Annotated in this window: 24 protein-coding genes and 1 pseudogene; 10 read left to right on the top strand and 15 right to left on the bottom strand. The window is 49.1% G+C overall.

Annotated features, from left to right (window positions below; translation table 11 throughout):
- The first annotated feature begins 252 nt into the window (after positions 1–252).
- Complete coding sequence (ccmA, locus tag KNP99_RS02285) at positions 253–1,143, top strand: heme ABC exporter ATP-binding protein CcmA (RefSeq protein WP_214845694.1); 891 nt, start codon at positions 253–255, stop codon at positions 1,141–1,143.
- Positions 1,140–1,967 (top strand): ABC transporter permease subunit, encoded by an 828-nt coding sequence (locus KNP99_RS02280; protein ID WP_214769166.1) that lies wholly within the window; start codon positions 1,140–1,142, stop codon positions 1,965–1,967. Before ccmA ends, KNP99_RS02280 begins: the two co-directional genes overlap by 4 nt.
- A 127-nt stretch (positions 1,968–2,094) precedes the next feature.
- Here the strand turns inward: KNP99_RS02280 and KNP99_RS02275 are convergent, their stop codons facing one another.
- The 6 genes from KNP99_RS02275 to KNP99_RS02250 form a co-directional block, all read right to left on the bottom strand.
- On the bottom strand, positions 2,095–3,033 hold the full coding sequence (locus KNP99_RS02275) for a DMT family transporter (RefSeq protein ID WP_214845692.1): 939 nt from the start codon (positions 3,031–3,033) through the stop codon (positions 2,095–2,097).
- Between the two features lie 121 nt (positions 3,034–3,154).
- Complete coding sequence (locus tag KNP99_RS02270) at positions 3,155–3,799, bottom strand: HAD family hydrolase (RefSeq protein ID WP_214845690.1); 645 nt, start codon at positions 3,797–3,799, stop codon at positions 3,155–3,157.
- Positions 3,777–4,271, bottom strand: coding sequence for a VOC family protein (locus KNP99_RS02265; protein WP_214845688.1), 495 nt, complete (start codon positions 4,269–4,271; stop codon positions 3,777–3,779). Before KNP99_RS02265 ends, KNP99_RS02270 begins: the two co-directional genes overlap by 23 nt.
- Positions 4,264–5,079: an MBL fold metallo-hydrolase gene (locus KNP99_RS02260; RefSeq protein WP_214845686.1), complete on the bottom strand. Its 816-nt coding sequence runs from the start codon at positions 5,077–5,079 to the stop codon at positions 4,264–4,266. Before KNP99_RS02260 ends, KNP99_RS02265 begins: the two co-directional genes overlap by 8 nt.
- A gap of 25 nt (positions 5,080–5,104) precedes the next feature.
- Positions 5,105–5,299, bottom strand: coding sequence for an LPXTG cell wall anchor domain-containing protein (locus KNP99_RS02255; protein WP_088837105.1), 195 nt, complete (start codon positions 5,297–5,299; stop codon positions 5,105–5,107).
- A gap of 32 nt (positions 5,300–5,331) precedes the next feature.
- Positions 5,332–5,520: a PspC domain-containing protein gene (locus KNP99_RS02250; protein ID WP_088837104.1), complete on the bottom strand. Its 189-nt coding sequence runs from the start codon at positions 5,518–5,520 to the stop codon at positions 5,332–5,334.
- Positions 5,521–5,905: 385 nt separating this feature from the next.
- Between KNP99_RS02250 and KNP99_RS02245 the strand changes: the two genes are divergently transcribed.
- The 4 genes from KNP99_RS02245 (at position 5,906) to KNP99_RS02230 (ending at position 8,169) form a co-directional block, all read left to right on the top strand.
- Positions 5,906–6,664: a hypothetical protein gene (locus KNP99_RS02245; protein WP_214845684.1), complete on the top strand. Its 759-nt coding sequence runs from the start codon at positions 5,906–5,908 to the stop codon at positions 6,662–6,664.
- 138 nt (positions 6,665–6,802) lie between these two features.
- Positions 6,803–7,201 carry a VOC family protein gene (locus tag KNP99_RS02240; protein ID WP_214845683.1) on the top strand — a complete coding sequence of 133 codons (399 nt, stop codon included), beginning with the start codon at positions 6,803–6,805 and terminating at the stop codon, positions 7,199–7,201.
- Between the two features lie 41 nt (positions 7,202–7,242).
- Positions 7,243–7,770: a shikimate kinase gene (locus KNP99_RS02235; protein ID WP_088837101.1), complete on the top strand. Its 528-nt coding sequence runs from the start codon at positions 7,243–7,245 to the stop codon at positions 7,768–7,770.
- A gap of 51 nt (positions 7,771–7,821) precedes the next feature.
- Positions 7,822–8,169 (top strand): DUF2200 domain-containing protein, encoded by a 348-nt coding sequence (locus KNP99_RS02230; RefSeq protein WP_088837100.1) that lies wholly within the window; start codon positions 7,822–7,824, stop codon positions 8,167–8,169.
- 120 nt (positions 8,170–8,289) lie between these two features.
- On the opposite strand, the gene KNP99_RS02225 is transcribed toward KNP99_RS02230, so the two are convergent.
- Positions 8,290–8,994: an alpha/beta hydrolase gene (locus KNP99_RS02225; RefSeq protein ID WP_214845681.1), complete on the bottom strand. Its 705-nt coding sequence runs from the start codon at positions 8,992–8,994 to the stop codon at positions 8,290–8,292.
- A gap of 104 nt (positions 8,995–9,098) precedes the next feature.
- Here KNP99_RS02225 and KNP99_RS02220 point away from each other — a divergent pair, with 104 nt between their 5' ends.
- Positions 9,099–9,569, top strand: a complete 471-nt coding sequence (locus KNP99_RS02220; protein ID WP_214845679.1) for a site-2 protease family protein — start codon at positions 9,099–9,101, stop codon at positions 9,567–9,569.
- A 269-nt stretch (positions 9,570–9,838) separates the two neighbouring features.
- On the opposite strand, the gene KNP99_RS02210 is transcribed toward KNP99_RS02220, so the two are convergent.
- Together KNP99_RS02210 and KNP99_RS02205 are read right to left on the bottom strand one after the other, a co-directional pair.
- The gene (locus KNP99_RS02210) at positions 9,839–10,600 is read right to left on the bottom strand and encodes a phosphotransferase (RefSeq protein WP_214845677.1); all 762 of its coding nucleotides are present in this window, start codon (positions 10,598–10,600) and stop codon (positions 9,839–9,841) included.
- A complete protein-coding gene (locus tag KNP99_RS02205; protein WP_214845675.1) occupies positions 10,597–11,040 on the bottom strand; it encodes an Lrp/AsnC family transcriptional regulator in 444 nt (147 codons plus the stop codon). Before KNP99_RS02205 ends, KNP99_RS02210 begins: the two co-directional genes overlap by 4 nt.
- A 151-nt stretch (positions 11,041–11,191) precedes the next feature.
- On the opposite strand from KNP99_RS02205, the gene KNP99_RS15475 reads away from it, so the two are divergent.
- Complete coding sequence (locus KNP99_RS15475) at positions 11,192–11,350, top strand: DUF1272 domain-containing protein (RefSeq protein ID WP_088837093.1); 159 nt, start codon at positions 11,192–11,194, stop codon at positions 11,348–11,350.
- Positions 11,351–11,409: 59 nt separating this feature from the next.
- On the opposite strand, the pseudogene KNP99_RS02195 reads toward KNP99_RS15475, so the two are convergent.
- Both KNP99_RS02195 and KNP99_RS02190 read right to left on the bottom strand, forming a co-directional pair.
- Positions 11,410–11,751: pseudogene (locus KNP99_RS02195) on the bottom strand (SRPBCC domain-containing protein); the annotation flags it as partial.
- A gap of 153 nt (positions 11,752–11,904) precedes the next feature.
- Positions 11,905–13,227, bottom strand: coding sequence for a right-handed parallel beta-helix repeat-containing protein (locus KNP99_RS02190; RefSeq protein ID WP_214845673.1), 1,323 nt, complete (start codon positions 13,225–13,227; stop codon positions 11,905–11,907).
- A gap of 94 nt (positions 13,228–13,321) precedes the next feature.
- Here KNP99_RS02190 and KNP99_RS02185 point away from each other — a divergent pair, with 94 nt between their 5' ends.
- The gene (locus tag KNP99_RS02185) at positions 13,322–13,924 is read left to right on the top strand and encodes a hypothetical protein (RefSeq protein WP_214845671.1); all 603 of its coding nucleotides are present in this window, start codon (positions 13,322–13,324) and stop codon (positions 13,922–13,924) included.
- Between the two features lie 43 nt (positions 13,925–13,967).
- Here the strand turns inward: KNP99_RS02185 and KNP99_RS02180 are convergent, their stop codons facing one another.
- The 4 genes from KNP99_RS02180 to KNP99_RS02165 form a co-directional block, all read right to left on the bottom strand.
- On the bottom strand, positions 13,968–14,471 hold the full coding sequence (locus tag KNP99_RS02180) for a DUF1572 family protein (protein ID WP_214845669.1): 504 nt from the start codon (positions 14,469–14,471) through the stop codon (positions 13,968–13,970).
- A gap of 20 nt (positions 14,472–14,491) precedes the next feature.
- On the bottom strand, positions 14,492–15,586 hold the full coding sequence (locus KNP99_RS02175; RefSeq protein ID WP_251133035.1) for a hypothetical protein: 1,095 nt from the start codon (positions 15,584–15,586) through the stop codon (positions 14,492–14,494).
- A gap of 147 nt (positions 15,587–15,733) precedes the next feature.
- Positions 15,734–15,910: an SDR family oxidoreductase gene (locus KNP99_RS02170; protein ID WP_214845665.1), complete on the bottom strand. Its 177-nt coding sequence runs from the start codon at positions 15,908–15,910 to the stop codon at positions 15,734–15,736.
- Between the two features lie 68 nt (positions 15,911–15,978).
- Positions 15,979–16,269, bottom strand: a complete 291-nt coding sequence (locus tag KNP99_RS02165) for a DoxX family protein (protein WP_353049623.1) — start codon at positions 16,267–16,269, stop codon at positions 15,979–15,981.
- A gap of 257 nt (positions 16,270–16,526) precedes the next feature.
- Here KNP99_RS02165 and KNP99_RS02160 point away from each other — a divergent pair, with 257 nt between their 5' ends.
- On the top strand, positions 16,527–17,222 hold the full coding sequence (locus tag KNP99_RS02160; RefSeq protein WP_214845664.1) for an ABC transporter ATP-binding protein: 696 nt from the start codon (positions 16,527–16,529) through the stop codon (positions 17,220–17,222).
- Positions 17,223–17,264: the final 42 nt, after the last annotated feature.

Below are 17,264 nucleotides of genomic sequence, written 5' to 3'. Positions count from 1 at the left end.
CGTTTTGTCGAGACGGAATACGCTTTAATACGTTTAGATGACGCATCTTTTTTTGGCATCTTCTAAATAAGGACAGATGCTTTTATCACTCAATATGACTTTGGCTACATATTGAACTATATGTACGAATTAATGATTTCAGTTGGAAAAACCGCTTGAATTGGATAAAATTAGAAATAGAAACATAGGACAATAATTCATTCGGCAATGCCCATACATTTTAGTAATTCAGAACATGAGAGGATACAACAGATGCTAACATTACAAAACATTTCGAAAACGTTTGGTGATCGGCTTGTCTTATCAGACATGTCGCTTACGATTCCGCGTGGAAAAGTAGTCGGCTTGATCGGTCCGAACGGTGCCGGGAAAACAACACTGATTCGAATCATGAACGGTGTGATCTCCCCGACGCATGGCACGGTCCGTTATGATGATCAGCCGATTGAAGCCCTTCGTACGAAAGCTGGCATCGTCACCGAAAGTGCGGGATTGTACCCTGACATGACGGCCCTTGAAAATTTAACTTTTTACGCGTCTTTATACGATGTCAGAAATAAAAATCATCTGCTTGAACTGTTGAACCAGTTTGATTTGACCCATGTCCGCGATGCCTATGTTCATACGTTTAGTACCGGTATGAAAAAGCGACTCGCGCTCGCTAAAGCAATGCTGCATGACCCGGAAATTTTATTTTTGGATGAACCGACGAATGGACTGGACCCCGACGGCATTCGCCAGGTCCTGGATATGATTCGGTCCGTGAATCAAACGAAGGGAACGACCGTCATCATTACGTCGCACCTCCTCTACCAATTGGAGAGTGTCTGTGACGCCTACATCTTCATCGAACAAGGCCGCCTCATCGATCAAGGGACACTCGCGGACTTACTGAAGCGTCACCAAACTGCGATTCGCGTCAGAATCCGGACAAACCTTCCACCAGGTTCCGTCCACACGATGTTCGAAACAGCTGTTGCACCTGTTGCTCCTGACGTGATTGAAGTATCGTTTAAAGACGAAACGTGCATCAGTCCTTTTTTGAAACAAATCATTGATCAGGGCTACGCGGTGTATGAGTGTCAAATAATCGACCGTGATTTAGAAGGCGTCTATTTTAAGTTAAGGGGTGAAACGAAATGAATTTACCACTCGTGCTTGCCGTGATTAAAAAAGACAGCATCCAACTCTTCCGAAAAAAGATCTTGCTGTTTACGTTGATTATCATCCCGGTCTTGATGGGGCTCGTTCTTCCGATCGGATTCTCCTGGTTCATCATCGAGCTTGATCCGTCCACGTTAACCGACCCGGAAGTGCTCGATTTACTGAATCGTTTTTTGGCGACTACGGCCAGTCCGGATGTTCTGACACTGACGTTTAATGAACAATTGCTTTATTTGTTCCTAAACTATCCGCTCGTGACGTTATTTTTGTTAGTTCCGGTCATTACATGTTCCGTCATCGCTGCTAATAGTTTCGTCAGTGAAAAGGAACAGCACACATTAGAAAGCCTACTGTTTTCGCCAATCACCATCCGTGATTTGTTTTACGGCAAACTGCTGATCTCGATTGCCTCATCCTACCTGATTTCCGCCGTCTGCTTTTTGATAAATCTGCTCGTCATCAACACTTTGATTTCCGTCAACGGCTTTTCAGTCAGCTTTCCCTCGACCCAGTGGTGGGTGTTACTCTTTCTGCTGTTACCGATTCTTTTATTGACGACGGCGTTAATTAATTTATTGATCTCGACACGGGTCAGTACGTACCAGGAAGCACAAAACTTGAGCGGTATCATCATCTTACCGTTCATCGGATTAATCATCGGTCAAATCAGCGGATTATTCTTCATCAATACGCTGTTCCTGATTCTGTTATCGATCGGTTTACTGATTCTAAACGTTTTCCTGTTAAAACTCGCGTTGCGCTTCGGGACACGCGACCAGCTATTTAATTCCCAAATGTCATGAATCGGGTAACTTATGAAAAAATCGGTCTTGTTGAAGTTTTGCGTCACGGTTTTAATACAGCTGTCTGTGTAAGAATGTAACAAAAAACGCCTTTCGGGATTCAAAAGAATCTCGAAAGGCGTTTACTTTATAGTCGGATCAGAACAATTCCGCCGATCATCACGAGCAAGCTGAGAATTTGAACGCCGGTAACCGGCGTCCGGGCTGCCCCGAACCAACCGAACCGGTCAATCAAGAGACTCCCCGTCAACAGACCGATCGTCACGATGATGATGGCGACGCCGGTGCCGACGAGCGGGACGATGAACGCATTCCCGGCAATGAACGTCGCACCAATCAGACCGCCGATGAACATCCACCACGGTTTTGGCGCCGTCCGGTCCACTTGGAGCTTCGGTCGCACGAGCAACAACACGAGCAGTAACGTCAGCGTCCCGATGACGAAGGAAATCAATGCCCCTTTAATCGCCGAATCGAGGACACTTCCGAGATGCCCGTTAATCGCCGCTTGCATCGCACTCATCATCCCGGTCGCGATGCCGAGTAAACGCCAACCGGTCAGGTTGACTTCCGCAAGGTTCTTCGTTTCCTGTTGTCCGCGTTGCCGGCGTTTCGCTAACCAATCCCCTAAGGCGACCGTACCGACGACACCAAGCAGGACGAGCACGGCCCCGATTAACCGGGTCGGCGACAACCGGTTGACCGCTGAATCAAACCATCCGAAATGGTCAATCAACAGCCCCATGATGACTTGTCCGAAGATGGGCATGATGACCGTCTGGACCCCGCCCAGTTTTGGAAAGAGTAAGATGTTTCCCGTTAAGAAGATGACCCCGAGAACACCACCGAACCAAATCCAGCGGGGTTCCGTCGTCCAGAGGGCTTCGTTCAATGTGAAGTCCCCTTCGACGATCAGGGTCAAGAGGACTAAAAAGACCGTCCCGATACTAAACGAGATGAAGGATGCCGTAAACGGTGATCCGACAATTCCACGCAGCCGCGTGTTGACGCTCGTCTGCACCGGAACGATGATGCCGATCGCTAAACCAATGATAATTGCTAACATGACGCGCCTCCTCTAACTACAAACAGATTCCGTCTCATCATACGGCAACGGTTTGCGAAAAGGCGATTCCTCTGCCTATATGTTCAAACGAACTCATGATGAGGTAGCACGACATGTCCCGTTAAACGATTTTCGTAATCGCCAGCAGATCATCGACGATATACTCGGCCGTCGCGAGCTCCGCTTCCTGTGCAAAATCGAACCGGCAGCCAATCGCCGGCCAGCCGTTTTCTTTCGCTGCCGTAAAGTCCGATTGCCGGTCGCCAACGACGAAGCCCGCCCGTAATCCGTGTTTCGTCCGAATCATCCGGACGAGTTCGGATTTGTCGAGCGAATCAACGTCTTCGATGCTGTAGATGCCGGTCAGGTAACGGTCTAACGCAAACTGCTCGACGATCGCCGCTAAATATGCCGAAAGTCCGTTGCTCGCGACATACAGGTCGTGTCCGGCCACGCGGAGTGTTTGCAATACCGTCACCGCTTCCGGATACAAGGCGCCTTGCCCTGCTTGAATCCGCTCAATCAAGGCCTGTTGAAACCAGTCGTCCATTTGCTTTCGGTCCGCCTCCGGATGGTTCGGCAAGAGCGTCGCCCAGACTTGCGGTAACGGGACACCCATGATCGCTTCGTATGTATCGAGCGGTGTTGCGTCATGCCATTTCCCTGCTCGCCGTAACCGGGTGAACGCCACGTCTAAAGCCGGTCCTAAAATCCGGTGCGTCTGAAATAACGTTCCGTCCATATCAAAGATGATCGCCTGTTTCATCGGTCTCCTCCTCTGCTTGAGCGTTCATATGTAACCAGTCGCTCCAGTACATCGTACCCGTGATCCGGTGCGGATTGTCGACCGGGCAGATGAACTCGAGACTGTTCCCGTCCGGATCATTGAAATGAATCTTCGCGTGCGCGTGGTGCGCCAGTGCCATGACGAACGGTTCCGTCGGTTCGAACCCGAACGCTTTTCGTGGCGTGTAACCGCGCGCCGTCAGCCAATCGACGGCATCCGTCAATGCCTCCAGTTCGATCTGGAAGGCGATATGTCGGATCGACGGGTGATAGTCGAGTTCGACTTGATCCGCGACCCAGAGCCCGAGCCAACTTTCTTCTTTAACGATCCAGAGGAACGCCAACCGGTCGTCGACGATATGATCGAGCGTCAGCCCGAGCCCTTCGTAAAAGGCAATCGATTGTTTTAAATTCCGGACCGGGAGATGAGCTTCGTACAGGCCGTTAATCATCCGTGCCGCCTAATGCATCGATGTAGCGCGCGGCCGACCGGGCGACCGCACCTGCCGCGTCAGTCTCGACGATGCGGTGAAAGGCATCATACAATTGATTGAACGACAGCGGGCTGAGTTGCGACGCCATCTGCGCTACCGTCGTTGCCGGCAGCGGAATCAGGTTCGGGTAACTGTACATGAAGCTGACCCATGCCCGGTCGGCGACGACACGGACGATATCGCCCGTCAACAGGACACCCCGTCCCGCGTCTCCCTGCGTCCACTCAAGGACCGTCGCTCCTTCAAAATGACCACCGACCCGGTGCAGGACGAGGTCTTCTGCCAGTTCCAGCCGGTCGCCGGACCAGAAAATAATCCGATCGCTCGGTCGCGTCACCCACTGTTCGTCCGCCTGGTGGATATAAATCGGAACGTCAAACGCTTCCGCCCAGTCGACTTGTGTCGCATAGTAGTGCGGATGCGACAAGGCGATTGCGTCGAGTCCCCCCTGTTGGTTGATTTCATCAATCACGGTCTGATCGAGATAAGTAATGCAGTCCCACAACAGCCGTTTTGCCCCGGCGACCAGATACGCCGTTTGTCCGATTCCGAATTGTGGTGATGTCACGAGGCTCATCAGACCCGGCTGCTCCGGTGTCACCGTCGTCCGGTAGTTCTTGGACGCGACCATCGCCTCACGCGTCGTCCACGATTGTCCGTCCGGATTGACGTATTGCCGTTCATCACTGCAAATCCGGCAGGTCGTTGGTTGAACCGCCTCCTCATCCGTCTGCACCCCGCAGGTCGTACAAATCCAATAACTCATTTCTTTTCCCCCTTATTTTAACCAGTTACGCGTGCCGCTTCTTACGGGCCACTACGGCACTGATGCCCCCTAACAGGAGTGCTCCGCCGACGAATCCGAGAAAAACACTCCAGTTGAACTCTCCTTGTACGCTGTACATGATTGTTACTCCAATCAAGGCGCCGATTGTGATCGCGATCAGTCGCGCTGCTAAGGATGACGCGCGGTTCTGTTTGTTCATCTTGGTTGCCTCCCTTTTAGTTAAAACTCGTGTCATAACGTCCGTGGTGGACTCGCCATCGCATTCGCAAGAATCATGTAGATGATGACGTTGACGGGCAGTGGAATAAAGATAAAAATCAAGCGGACGGCGAATGACGACAACCCAAGCTGTTCCGCAAGTCCGCCGCAGACACCCTGGATTGATTTGTCCGTCGCTGATTTCCGTAATGTTCTTGCCATTTCGATGCACTCCTTGCTGAATGTAAATATTCGATTTACCTGAACCTCCAGAAAAAAAATTGGATAAACCGTCCATCTGTTACAATAATTAGGTACTCCACCAGTCTACACGTTTTGGTATCGTTTTTCATCTGATTGACAATTTTCACTCTACTAAAAAAAGGAGACACTGGTCTCGGTCGGTACGAAGCATTCATACAACCTGTCGCCTTTTCTTGTCGGGCAGACGGTCCAGGTTGCCACGGAGTATCTGTATGAACACGATATTTACTACACGCACTTCATCCAGACGAACGAAAACAAGGTCAGCAGTACGATCTACTGCTATACCCCGGGGTCGAACACGAACGAAGTCATCCAGACGGTCGATCAGCCGATTGGCTCATTGACCGGTGTATCCCATTACCTGTTCTGGGTCGCGTCAGCGCCGGCAGAAGACGGGATTGCCTGGACGATTCATAGCTTCAATCTTAAAAACGGAAAACAGGATCTGCTTGACCGAGGGATCAGCCGCTTCGACGCCTCCATCCCGGTGCTTGACGCTTCAACGACCCGCCTCTCCTGGCTGATCCATGACGCGACCGCGAAGAAGACGACAACGCTGATGAAGTCCTTTGATGTAGCCGCCGATACAATCATCGTACACGAACAGTATGACCTAACCAAAAGAAAACAGGACGGCATCTTACCGTTTGATTTCCGGTCGGGCGACGCCGGACGCTTGATTCATACCCGCACGTTCAAGGACGGGACTAAAACCTCGCGCCTTGCGAGTGATGACGGCAGGTTCCAACGACCGATTGATGGGTTGATTGATTTCGAGTACGGTGCCGATTACGTCGCAACAGGTGAAGAAGGACATGCTGCTTTTTTACCGCTTGATTCAAAACAATCCGACTTCACTTATGAATTATCCGATCGGCATTCGACCGTCGCTTCGTTTCGTTTCTTGTCCCGCGACCGGGTAATCTTCCGTGAAAACACGTCGCAGCTCCTCTATGCCGACTTAACGCGCGGAACCGTCGCCCCGTTGACCGAAATGGAAGACACGATGTCTAAACCGATTTACGTCAATAGGACGATTGCCTATGCCGTTTCGGACGGTCAGGATGTTACGTTTCATGTCATCGACGTCACGCCGTAACCGCTACTCCACCTTGATCTTTTCTCGAACGGGTGGCGTTTTCCGTCTGCATTGAAACGGTTTAAAATATGCTAAACTGACATATAGACTAAACAACGGAGCGCCGACTGCGGTCCGTTTCGAAAGGACGTCCTTACGTTGAAACAAATCCATCACCTCTGTATCCAAACGGCTGATTACGCGGCCTCTAAATCCTTTTACGAAGCACTCGGGTTCGAACTCGTCCAGGAATCACCTGACTTTCATACACGTGCGTTCAACAGTTGGCTGAAGCTCGGCGACTTTTACATCGAGCTGCAAACGGCAAAAACGGGTGAATCGTTGTCGCCTTATACGAAACATACGTCCGGTCCCGTTCATTTTGCTTTATACGTCGACGATTTAGCGGCGGAAGTCGCACGGCTCGAACAACGCGGTGTCACCTTCCTGCCGAAAAACGGCGGAAACATCTACTTCGTCGTCGACGGGCATCTCAGTAAATTAAAAGCACCGGAAGGGACGATTGTCGAGCTGCGGGATACCTTCGTGATTGCCTGACTATTTAATAGCGAGACTAGATTTTTAGGAGGAGTTCAATCATGCGCATTCAAATCATCGGCGGGTCCGGCACCGGCAAAAGCACGCTCGGCGAGTGGATCGGGCAGCAAGAAGGCATACCATGGATCGATAGCGATCACTACTTGTGGACGGATCAAACATTCACTGAAAAACGGTCGGTCGACGACCGGTATGCCTTATATAGACAGGACATCGAACGCCATCAACAGTACATTGTTTCTGGTTCCGTCTTTTCATGGAATCCATACGGCTTCCCGGACCGCGAGCTGCTCGTATTTTTAACGTTGGACGAAGAAACACGGATGAACCGGTTAATCAAACGGGAACAGGCACGCTATCCCGATTTTTCAGGGTCAAACGATTTCCTCGATTGGTGCAGGACGTATTTGACGGAGACGGATCCTGCCAAGATCGGGACATTGGCAGAACATCAGCTCCAGATGATCCTTTCAAGGTCACCTGTCATCCGGATCGATGCCGCACAATCGACGGACCAGATGTATCAACAAATCAAACAGCTGTATCACGAGCTGTGTCCGACAACGTAGTGCCCGCTTTTTTTTTGATATAAAATATACGAATCATAAGGAGTGAGAAAAATGGGGCAACACCGGCTGTACACGACAGCGTTCTCAAGCGTCTATCCGCTTTACGTCAAAAAAGTGGAACGGAAAGGTCGGACGAAACAGGAAGTCGATACAATCATCCGTTGGTTGACCGGGTACTCGGAACAACAGCTCTCGACGTTATCGCAAGATGCGACGACCTTCGAAACCTTTTTTGCGGAAGCACCAGACATGCAGGAGCGCCGATTGTTAATCAAAGGTGTCGTATGCGGCGTCCGGGTCGAAAACGTCGAGGAGCCGTTGATGCGCGAAATCCGCTATCTCGACAAACTGATTGACGAGCTGGCAAAAGGAAAAGCGCTCGAAAAGATTTTACGGTGACCGTGGGGAATGCCTCATGTTGGCGACTCTCGCTTCCATCTTCGGTGCAACATCCCTTATAACCAAACGCTTCTAAAGAAAAACCGGGCCCCTAAAGAGGAGTCCGGTTTTTCTGAACTGTTAAAAACGCTCATCCAACCAGTTCAAGATGTCGGCAATCATGTCATCTGAGACAGTATGGTTGATCAATGGATATTTGAGGAACGTGACATCACTGTTAGTTGAAGCAGATTGTTCCACAAAATGCTGTTGTGTCGCAATCGGAATGACCTCATCGTCCTCTCCATGTAACAATAATGTCGGCGTCACCTGCTCTTGCGACAAGGGATCATACTTTCTCAGGCGTTGTTCTTCTGAAGTCGACAACGTCGTTCTTTTATCGCGGCTTCGTAAAAGCTGTTCCGAAAAGAGGAAGGAACCAGACCCGTTGATGTTAATCAATCCTGCGCTTCCCTGTTGTTTAGCCGCTGCACCGCTCGCGATGAATCCTCCCATCGAGACGCCGAGCCAGATGATGTCCCCTCTTGGAACGTTCAGCTGTTTTGCGAGCGTGCCCGATTCTTCAATGCTTTGAAACACCACTTCCCAAAAGTGCTGTTCGACGATGCCTTGATCAAAATACGCACTTAGCGCATTGCGGCTGTCATGCAGAATCAGCTCCGGCACAATGACCGTAAACCCTTGCTTTGAAAGCATCTCGGCAAAATCCTCGTATCTGCTAACACTGGATCCCCACCCGTGGTACAGACAGATGATTTTGCGGGAAATTGGACGTTGCGCCGGAAAGGTCCGGATTGGCAAATTGGAATCAGTTAACAGGTTCATAAAACGAATCTCCTTTATTAATGTCTAAATGAATCGATGACACTTATGTAAGTTGCTTGTAACATCCATTTTTTGCTATGTTTATGGACGAGAGGAGGAAGAACATGGGTTTACTTTGGTTTAATCTAATCATGCTTGCCTTTTACTTTCCGAGTCTGATTCTGCACGAATACGGGCATGCGCTCGTCGGCCGCCTGATTGGTCTGAATCTAAAATCAGTTTCGATCGGGAAAGGAAAACCCTTCTTACGCATCGGTCATTTTTCCGTCGCTCGAAAGCAGATATGGGAAGGCCTATATCAACCACATCCTCCAACGGTTCCGCTTCACCGTGGACAAAGAGCTGCCTTGTTACTTGGCGGGATTTGCGCCAATTTTATAGCTGGAACATTCGTTGCCGGATTAAGTCAGCTCTTTCCAAGTCCGGTCATGCATCTGTTGGCTCCACCGTTTATTCAGTTGTCCACCATTTTCATTTTATTTAATCTGATTCCAATCCGGTTGACCAGTGGCTTTCCAAGCGACGGACTGCAATTAAAACGGTTGTTCTTTAACAAGAACTCACGAACCGACTGACAGGAGATGATTTCATGATGAGAACCTTATTGCTCGCCGGATGTGTTGCTGAGCAACCGAAAACTGTTCCATGGGGTGAACATACACCGGCTCAAACGGAAACGGCTAAAAGCCAATGACATTGAGTTTATAGTCAAGGGCGATCAATTACTGATTTCGCAAGATCAGGTCGATCAAGCGACAAGGTGTTGTACTTAATAGAAAAAATAATCAAGATGGCTATCTCCTCTTAATTTTCAGAAGATAGCCGTTTTTGCTTTTCAAACGGTTCAATAAAATTCATACAATCCGTCATCGAAATAGCGGAATGTTTCTTCTGAGATTGGTGAAAATCCATATCCCGAATAGAACGCATCGAGCATCTTGATATCCTTCCGAAAAGATCGTGTCGCCAAGGCTTCATCGTAGCGGGAATCGCCGACCTTCATTCCAGCTAGGTCAATGAAAGCAACGATTTCGTTGTCTCGGACCAATAGATTGTCTGTCGTACAATCCCCGTGTATCCACGTCGCTGGAACAGGTTCCGGCTGCTTGGTGGATAATGCGTTAAGCAACTCGCGTGAACCATTTGTCCAGCCCTGTTCAATGTAGCGATTGGCTTGAAGCAGCTGTTTGCCCAGCCAGTCTTTTGAAGAATGGGTAGGGCTAGTCCCGCTCGTATGAAGCTGTCTGAGGAACCGTCCGAATGCACGGATCAGCTCAAGACGCTGCAGTTCGGAAGCATCCGCCAGTGCCGCTGTCAACGTCTCACCGGCTATGTAGGACATCAGTAAATAATCCTGTTGCGCGTCTTCGATATAATCAATATAAGTCGGGATAATGATGTGTTTTGACTTGAACGTCTGCATCACTGTCGCTTCCTGCGCCAACCACTCGCGGTATCGGGGTAAGCTTGCCTGCTTGAGGATATAGGTACCGCCTAACGTTTTCACATAGTAGACGATGGCTGTTCCCCCCTGCTCGGGAACGGGATGGACCGAATCGATCACACCGACTTTTTGTTCGACTCGTTCTTGGATAGAAACGTTCATATCAAAATCCCTTCCCCGACCGTAAACGCCTTAAACGCAACCGGCGACGACAGACGAATCCAGGTCGACGGTTTTCCGTATTCCATCGAAGCATCGATAAACGCTTCCAGTGTCTCGACTGTCGGCGTGTACAGTTTGACCATGAAATTAAACGTCCCGGCGAGCCGGTGGCACTCGACGACATCCGGATGATCTTTACAAAACGTGATGAACGCCGCACAGCGTGTCTGCTCGAACATCAAAATCGCCATGATTGTTTTTTCGATCGCGACGGGATTGATGACGGCGCGGTATCCTTCAATCACTCCCCGATCTTCCAACTTCTTGACCCGTTCGTTGACGGCGGGGGTTGAAAGACCGACCGTTTTGCCGAGTTCCGTCCAGGACATCCGTCCGTCCGCCTGCAACGCATGGATGATGGCGTAATCAATTTCGTCCATTTTTTCACTCTCCTAATATTATGAAGACATATGTTTAAATTACCATTGATTTTTAGGCGAAGCTACTTGAAAACAAGGAAAACCATCTGTCGGACCGTGACTCCATTTTGTAAAATAAAGATAGGTAAACAAGAAAAGTGAGGTGAGACCGATGCAGGCAACGACGTGTACCCGCTGCGCAGAGGCGTTCAAAGACAACCAAGTGACGTATCATTGTTCGCACAACTGTACATATTGCGCAGATTGTACGAAGACACTCGATTCCATTTGTCAAAATTGCGGGGAAACATTGATTCAAGTACGGCAGTAAATCGATTTTTTCTCTAAAGAAAAAGCCCTCCTGCTTAGGAACGGGCTTTTTTGTCTGCTTCACTGTTGTTCCGCATATTCTTTGAAGCGGTCAAGGATCGCCTGCCAGCCCGCTTGTTGCATCTCGGGCGGATTCGCCGACTCCGCTTCAAATGTTTCGACGACGTTCGTTTCGTCTCCATTTGCTTCGAACAAGACCGTCACGTGGCGACCGTCGTCCAGTGTATAGGCTAATTTTTCGTTCACGACGACATCGTCATAAACACCGGAAAAATCAAACCCCATGCTGCCGTCTTTTGCCGCCATGTGACTGGAAAAACGACCGCCTGCTTGGACATCATTCGTCGCTTCCGTCGTGTGCCAATCGTCCGATGCCGCATTCCATGCCTTGATGTGCTCCGGTTCCGTCCAGTACGTTCAGACTTCGGCGACGGGTCGTTGGATGACGGTCTCGATTTGTAACACTTGCACCTGACTCATATCAATCGCTCCTTTTCCAAATTCGTTCGCTTACCCCATTGTATTTCTCCATGTGCTGCACAATCCCTGCTCGCTTCACTTATTAGGTCCTCCTTTAACTGCCCGCTCAAATGATGCCTGTGTCCGGTACTCGTGATCCAACCAAATCCACCGTTTCGCTGTCCCTTTTTTTAATTGATAAGTATTGTGGTCAAACTGATTGCCGGAACTCGTTTTGAAGAAGTTCGCGACAAACAGGTTATCCCGCCCTGTCGTAAATGCATTATGGTCAATCCGATTATCACGGACATCATGTTGGACGAGGAGCTGTCCGCCTTCAAGTCCTTTCGTATCATTGCCGGTGACTTGATTATCCGTAATCCGGACCCGTTTCGTGCCCCCGCGCTTTTTATCGTATCCGCCGATTGAAATGCCGGTAAACCGGTTTTGTTTAACCAGATTGCCGCGGACCGTAATGTCTTCTGCATACTTCTTCGCATGTTCACTCGTCACTTCAATCCCGATATCATTTCGTTCGACTGTATTGTGTTCAATCGTCAGCTGCTTCCCACCGTCGACGTAAATTCCCGCCGCATTGTAGTCCTTGCCGTAGACCGGATTGCCGTAACTCGAACTGTCCGAGACATGATTCCCGGAAATGACTCCATTACGGACATAATCCTCCGAGTTGTTCGTCGCGACTCCCTCATAACCAATCAAGTCGATGCCGATATTATCGTTGCGCCGGATGATGTTGTCCGTGACGGAAAACCCGTCGATGTTGCCGTTTAAGACAAGTGCTTCGCTCGCCCCAAGCCGATTGTCTTCGACACGATTCCCGCGTACGATGATTTGCTTCAAGCGACCGGTTCCGTAAATCGCAATCCCATGGGCATTGCCGTCTTTCGCATTCGTCTTGATGCGGCGGACCTGATTATCGATCAGTTGAATGTTCCGTCCTGTCCCGGTGATACATATCCCAATCGGTGTCTCATCGTTTCGTGTCGTCTTGATGTCTGCGACAACCAGTCCTTGAATCGTCACGTACTGCCGGTTTTCGATTCGGATGAGCGTCGTCTCCCCGTCCTGTTTCTTCAACGCCTTCCCACTTAAGACGACTTTTTCCGTTTGGTAATTCCGGAAGACGACCGGTGCCTGTTTCGTTCCGCTGTACCGGACTGTCAACGCTTCCGTGTATGTTCCTTGACGCAGATAGACCGTCGTCCCGGCTTTCGCAAGCTGACTCGCCCGTTTCAGTGTTTTGAGCGGTCGTTTCAACGAACCGGAATTCGTATCTTTGCCGGCTGGCGCGACATACAGGACTTTTTTGGAAGCGGTCGCCTCTGCCTGTTCCTGGTTCCATGTCGCTAAACAACCGAACAGTCCGAGCGACAGGAAAAGAATAAATCGTTTTTCCACGCAAATCCCCCCTTTCCGTGAACACTTTTCTGATTGTAAATAACATCCAATCCTTTTATACTTACTTTATTTACATACGAAGGACGTGAAGTGGATGTTGAAACAAATGCTCGTCTGTTCATTATCGGCACTTTTACTTGCCGGTTGCAGTCCGGAAGAGGCCGTGCCGAAAAAAGTCGTCAAACCGATTGAATTGCCGTTAACGTTAAAGATGGATGAGTCTAAAGAACATAAGAATCCTAATAAAATTGAATTCACCTATACCATTTCTGGTCAGTCCAATCAGCCCCTTTATCTTACCGGAACTGAATATTTCCATTCTGGTGAACAAAAAATCTGGTTTACGAAAGTAATTCAACCTGGCCAATATGAGGGAAAGAAACTGAAACTAGGAGAACAGTTCGATACCGCGAAAGGTTACCGATCGTTCATGTATGATTTGGATGGTACGATGCAAACGTGGTCTGAGCAATCCGAAGAACTGAAAGACTTTCTGTACAGTAGTGTCTCGTTCCGTGAAAAAACACTCCTTCGCTCTGACTATCAAGTGTTGATGTTAGAACAATCAAGCATTCATCAATCAAAGCGCGGAAATCAAATGGATCAACTCGATGCACCCCAAGACGTTAAACTTAGTAAAGGGGAACGAATCTTTATCATCTCATTATCGACGAAACCAGTCCGCGATATCTCATAAAAACAGACCTGCCCCTTAAGTCAAAGAGGCAGGTCTGTTGTATTCACTTCCGTTGATGCGGCAAGGGAATCGTCAACGGCTTGAAGTCAGGTCCGAGCAGGATCTTCATTAAAAAAATCAGCTGTCCGGTGTGATAGGCATAATGCGCCAGTTGCCGTTCGATTGCGTCAACGACGAGATGCGGTTCACCACGAATCAAAACGGTCCGTTCCAAATCGTCCGGTGTCAGGGAAGCAAGCGTCGATTCGACAAGCTGCCAGCCGTCATCCCACAGTTTCAGTAACGTCGCTTTGTCATGTCCCTGGTCGATGAACTCAGCGTCCCGGTCGCGGTCCGGCTTTTCGCCGTCCGTCGTCAAAAAATCGGTCCAGCGTGACGTCATATTGTTCGTCATATGCTGAATCAACAGGGCGACGCTGTTCGTGTCCGGCGCCAGTGTCTGATGAAACTGTTCCTCGTTCAGCCAACCGAGTGCCTGCTCCGCCGGTTCGCGGACCGCCCGGAAGCGTGCTTGAATTGCCGTCAAATATACCTCTTCAAAAGCCATTTTCCTCACTCCTTCTGCTGTTAATCGATCACAAAGTCCACGCCTTTTTCTCCATCAATCGGTATCGTCCGTAACGTTTTTAACTGGTCGTCCGTGACAATCAACCGGTATTCACCAGAAGATGACATGTCCGTTTCCGTGAAGTAGGAAGTCTTCTTATACGGATTCCGGTACAAGTAACGGTAATAGTTACCCGGCTTCCAAAAATCAGGTCGGACCGGTTCAACCCGGAACGCTTGTCCGAACGTCCACTTAACGAACCGTTGATCCGTATCGTTTTCACCGGTGCCGATGATTTGATAACCCGTCTGTTTGTTGATCATCACGCCATCGGTCGTTGCAAAATACGCTGTGTCCTTAGCGCCGTATAAAGCAGTATAAGCATATGGTTCAACCGCTTTTCGAATGACGTGTGATTTTCCGGTCGTCTGGTCGAGCAGGACCATTCCGGCCGCCCCTTCTTGATCATCCTCGGTACCGTTGTTGGCGTAAGCAATCGTCTGATTCAGTTCAAGGATCGGTGAATCAACGACTGGCATCAACCGGTCTTCAATCGGATACCGTTTGTCCGTCCGGACGTTGATTAATTGAATCTTTTCCGACGGCTTTGCAGCGTTTGATGTGACCCAGGCATCTTTCCCGTAATGGGCAACGGATGTGATCGATGTATTCGGCACCTCGTGTTTCTTGAACGTCCCTCGTTTTAAGTCATACCTAAAAAAGTGGTCCGCTTCGATACCGTCCGGGTGATGGATATAAATATGCCGCGGGTCCGTTCCTTTTTGTGAAAATGCCATCCGATACAAATCTGGATCAGCAATTGCTTCCGTCTTTAATTCTGTTCCCGTTTTTGATAATGTCGTCATCAGTGCCGGCTCTTGCGGATCATCCTGTGTTTCTTTATAACGGTTGATGTCGCTTCCGGACAGCAGGATGATCTGACCGTCGTTCGGCTTAAAGGTCATCGTCGTGAGATCCTTCGAAATGACCGGATAGGAAACGGCTTTTGATTCCTCCGGACGCAATCCGAGATATAAAGCACCTGCACTGACCAAAACGGCCAGACCCGCCAATCCGTACAGCATTCGTTTTTTCCATGATTGAAGCAAAATCATTCACTCATTTCGTTTGTCATTTCGTCCTTCCATTATACCGCTTTTTTGTAAATAAATTCTTTTAATCACATCCTCTGTTACTTATTGACCAAATATTTCATTAAGAAAAGACACTGTCGCATTAACAGTGCCTTGATGTATCCTCAGTTATCTTGCCGTGACGCCACTGTCGAACGGAAGACCGACGCCTGAGATATGGCTCGCTTCATCCGTCGCGAGGAACAGGACAGCATGCGCGATCTCTTCCGCATTCCCGACATGACCAGGCGGAACCACCTGTTGCATCCCGCGAAACACACTGTTGACGTTATTGATCGTCAACATAGTTTCTTGTTATTTCTCACTAAACAAATAGAGAGTGCACAGTGCTAGCCGTGTCACTCTCCTATACTTTATGAAATTAGTTCAGCCGATTGATTCGCTCCGTTATTGACTTTCTTTTGAGCGACGAATACAAATGCTGCCAAGACGAGTACAAGTAGCCCGCTGAAGACTGGAATAAGTTTCTTTTTCCAGTAACCAATCAATAAGCCGATGGCTGCTACCACTTCAATTGTTCCAACAAAATACATGAACCCTGTTCCATAGCCGTACACGTTTTCAAACGAGTCGACCATTGTCGGATCTGCACTCAGTTTCATAAATCCAAATAATAAAAAGCCAACTACTAATACTCCTTGAATAATTCGTACACTCCACTTTATTTTTACAACCTCCTGTTTTTTCTGTCTCTTACTCTCTTATCATAAAGTCCTGTTTGTGAACTGAGAAGTAGGCACATTAATGTGGTTAAGTATCAAAAAGGATACTACGCATAATCAGCAGGCACTGACGAGACAAGGCTGTCTCAGTTCTTAACCCGATAATAAAAAGAACAATAGACAAAATTTTCAAATAATTTTATAGTTGAGTTACCTTATTTTGTAAAAGGAGCGTTCGAATGGATATTTCCGTTAATCACCTCTCCCATGCGTTTCAATTAGCCGGGAGTCCATCACTCGTCTTAAACGACCTCACGTGCCAGTTCTCAGCCACCGAAGTGACGGCAATCGTCGGTGCCTCGGGTTCCGGCAAGTCGACCTTTCTCAGTATGATCGGTTCACTCGACCGTCCGACGTCCGGACAAATCGAATACGACGGCCAAGACATCAGCCGTTGGAAAAATCGCCGCCTCTCCGCCTTCCGGGCACAGGAAATCGGCTTCGTCTTTCAACAATTTCACCTTCTGCCTGCGTTGACGGTTAAAGAAAACGTGCTCGTCCCGCTCTTAAAACAAAAAACGGACTTCAATAAAGAAGAGCGGATTGCCCAGATCCTCGAGAAAGTCGGCTTACTTGAAAAACAACACGCGTTACCGGCCCAACTGTCCGGGGGTCAACAGCAACGGGTCGCAATCGCACGGGCGCTGATCAGTCGCCCGCGCTGGATCCTTGCCGATGAACCGACCGGAAATCTTGATTCCGTCACCGGCGAGACAATTTTTCAATTGTTGCTTGACCTGCACAGGGAAGAGCAGTGCGGCATTTTGTTCGTCACCCATGACCTGGCACTTGCTGAACGGGCGGACCGGATTCTGTTCATGCAGGACGGACAAATCATTGAAGATCGTCGTAAGAAGACCATCCAAAGCGGGTAAACGAGACATCACAGCTCTTCTTATCGCCCTTTACCAAATGCT

Origin of the sequence: Exiguobacterium sp. s95 (genome assembly GCF_018618655.1) — a bacterium.
Classification (GTDB): Bacteria; Bacillota; Bacilli; order Exiguobacteriales; family Exiguobacteriaceae; genus Exiguobacterium_A; species Exiguobacterium_A oxidotolerans.
This window is presented reverse-complemented; position numbering and strand designations above follow the sequence as displayed.

Coding starts and splice junctions, on each gene's coding strand:
- KNP99_RS02230 (WP_088837100.1), top strand. CDS start 7,822: ATGGGGCAACACCGGCTGTACACGACAGCGTTCTCAAGCGTCTATCCG.
- KNP99_RS02175 (WP_251133035.1), bottom strand. CDS start 15,586: ATGATTTTGCTTCAATCATGGAAAAAACGAATGCTGTACGGATTGGCG.
- KNP99_RS02250 (WP_088837104.1), bottom strand. CDS start 5,520: ATGGCAAGAACATTACGGAAATCAGCGACGGACAAATCAATCCAGGGT.
- KNP99_RS02265 (WP_214845688.1), bottom strand. CDS start 4,271: ATGATTAACGGCCTGTACGAAGCTCATCTCCCGGTCCGGAATTTAAAA.
- KNP99_RS15475 (WP_088837093.1), top strand. CDS start 11,192: ATGCAGGCAACGACGTGTACCCGCTGCGCAGAGGCGTTCAAAGACAAC.
- KNP99_RS02170 (WP_214845665.1), bottom strand. CDS start 15,910: ATGTTGACGATCAATAACGTCAACAGTGTGTTTCGCGGGATGCAACAG.
- KNP99_RS02205 (WP_214845675.1), bottom strand. CDS start 11,040: ATGGACGAAATTGATTACGCCATCATCCATGCGTTGCAGGCGGACGGA.
- KNP99_RS02255 (WP_088837105.1), bottom strand. CDS start 5,299: ATGAACAAACAGAACCGCGCGTCATCCTTAGCAGCGCGACTGATCGCG.
- KNP99_RS02235 (WP_088837101.1), top strand. CDS start 7,243: ATGCGCATTCAAATCATCGGCGGGTCCGGCACCGGCAAAAGCACGCTC.
- KNP99_RS02160 (WP_214845664.1), top strand. CDS start 16,527: ATGGATATTTCCGTTAATCACCTCTCCCATGCGTTTCAATTAGCCGGG.
- KNP99_RS02270 (WP_214845690.1), bottom strand. CDS start 3,799: ATGAAACAGGCGATCATCTTTGATATGGACGGAACGTTATTTCAGACG.
- KNP99_RS02280 (WP_214769166.1), top strand. CDS start 1,140: ATGAATTTACCACTCGTGCTTGCCGTGATTAAAAAAGACAGCATCCAA.
- KNP99_RS02260 (WP_214845686.1), bottom strand. CDS start 5,079: ATGAGTTATTGGATTTGTACGACCTGCGGGGTGCAGACGGATGAGGAG.
- KNP99_RS02180 (WP_214845669.1), bottom strand. CDS start 14,471: ATGGCTTTTGAAGAGGTATATTTGACGGCAATTCAAGCACGCTTCCGG.
- KNP99_RS02220 (WP_214845679.1), top strand. CDS start 9,099: ATGGGTTTACTTTGGTTTAATCTAATCATGCTTGCCTTTTACTTTCCG.
- ccmA (WP_214845694.1), top strand. CDS start 253: ATGCTAACATTACAAAACATTTCGAAAACGTTTGGTGATCGGCTTGTC.
- KNP99_RS02210 (WP_214845677.1), bottom strand. CDS start 10,600: ATGAACGTTTCTATCCAAGAACGAGTCGAACAAAAAGTCGGTGTGATC.
- KNP99_RS02185 (WP_214845671.1), top strand. CDS start 13,322: ATGTTGAAACAAATGCTCGTCTGTTCATTATCGGCACTTTTACTTGCC.
- KNP99_RS02225 (WP_214845681.1), bottom strand. CDS start 8,994: ATGAACCTGTTAACTGATTCCAATTTGCCAATCCGGACCTTTCCGGCG.
- KNP99_RS02275 (WP_214845692.1), bottom strand. CDS start 3,033: ATGTTAGCAATTATCATTGGTTTAGCGATCGGCATCATCGTTCCGGTG.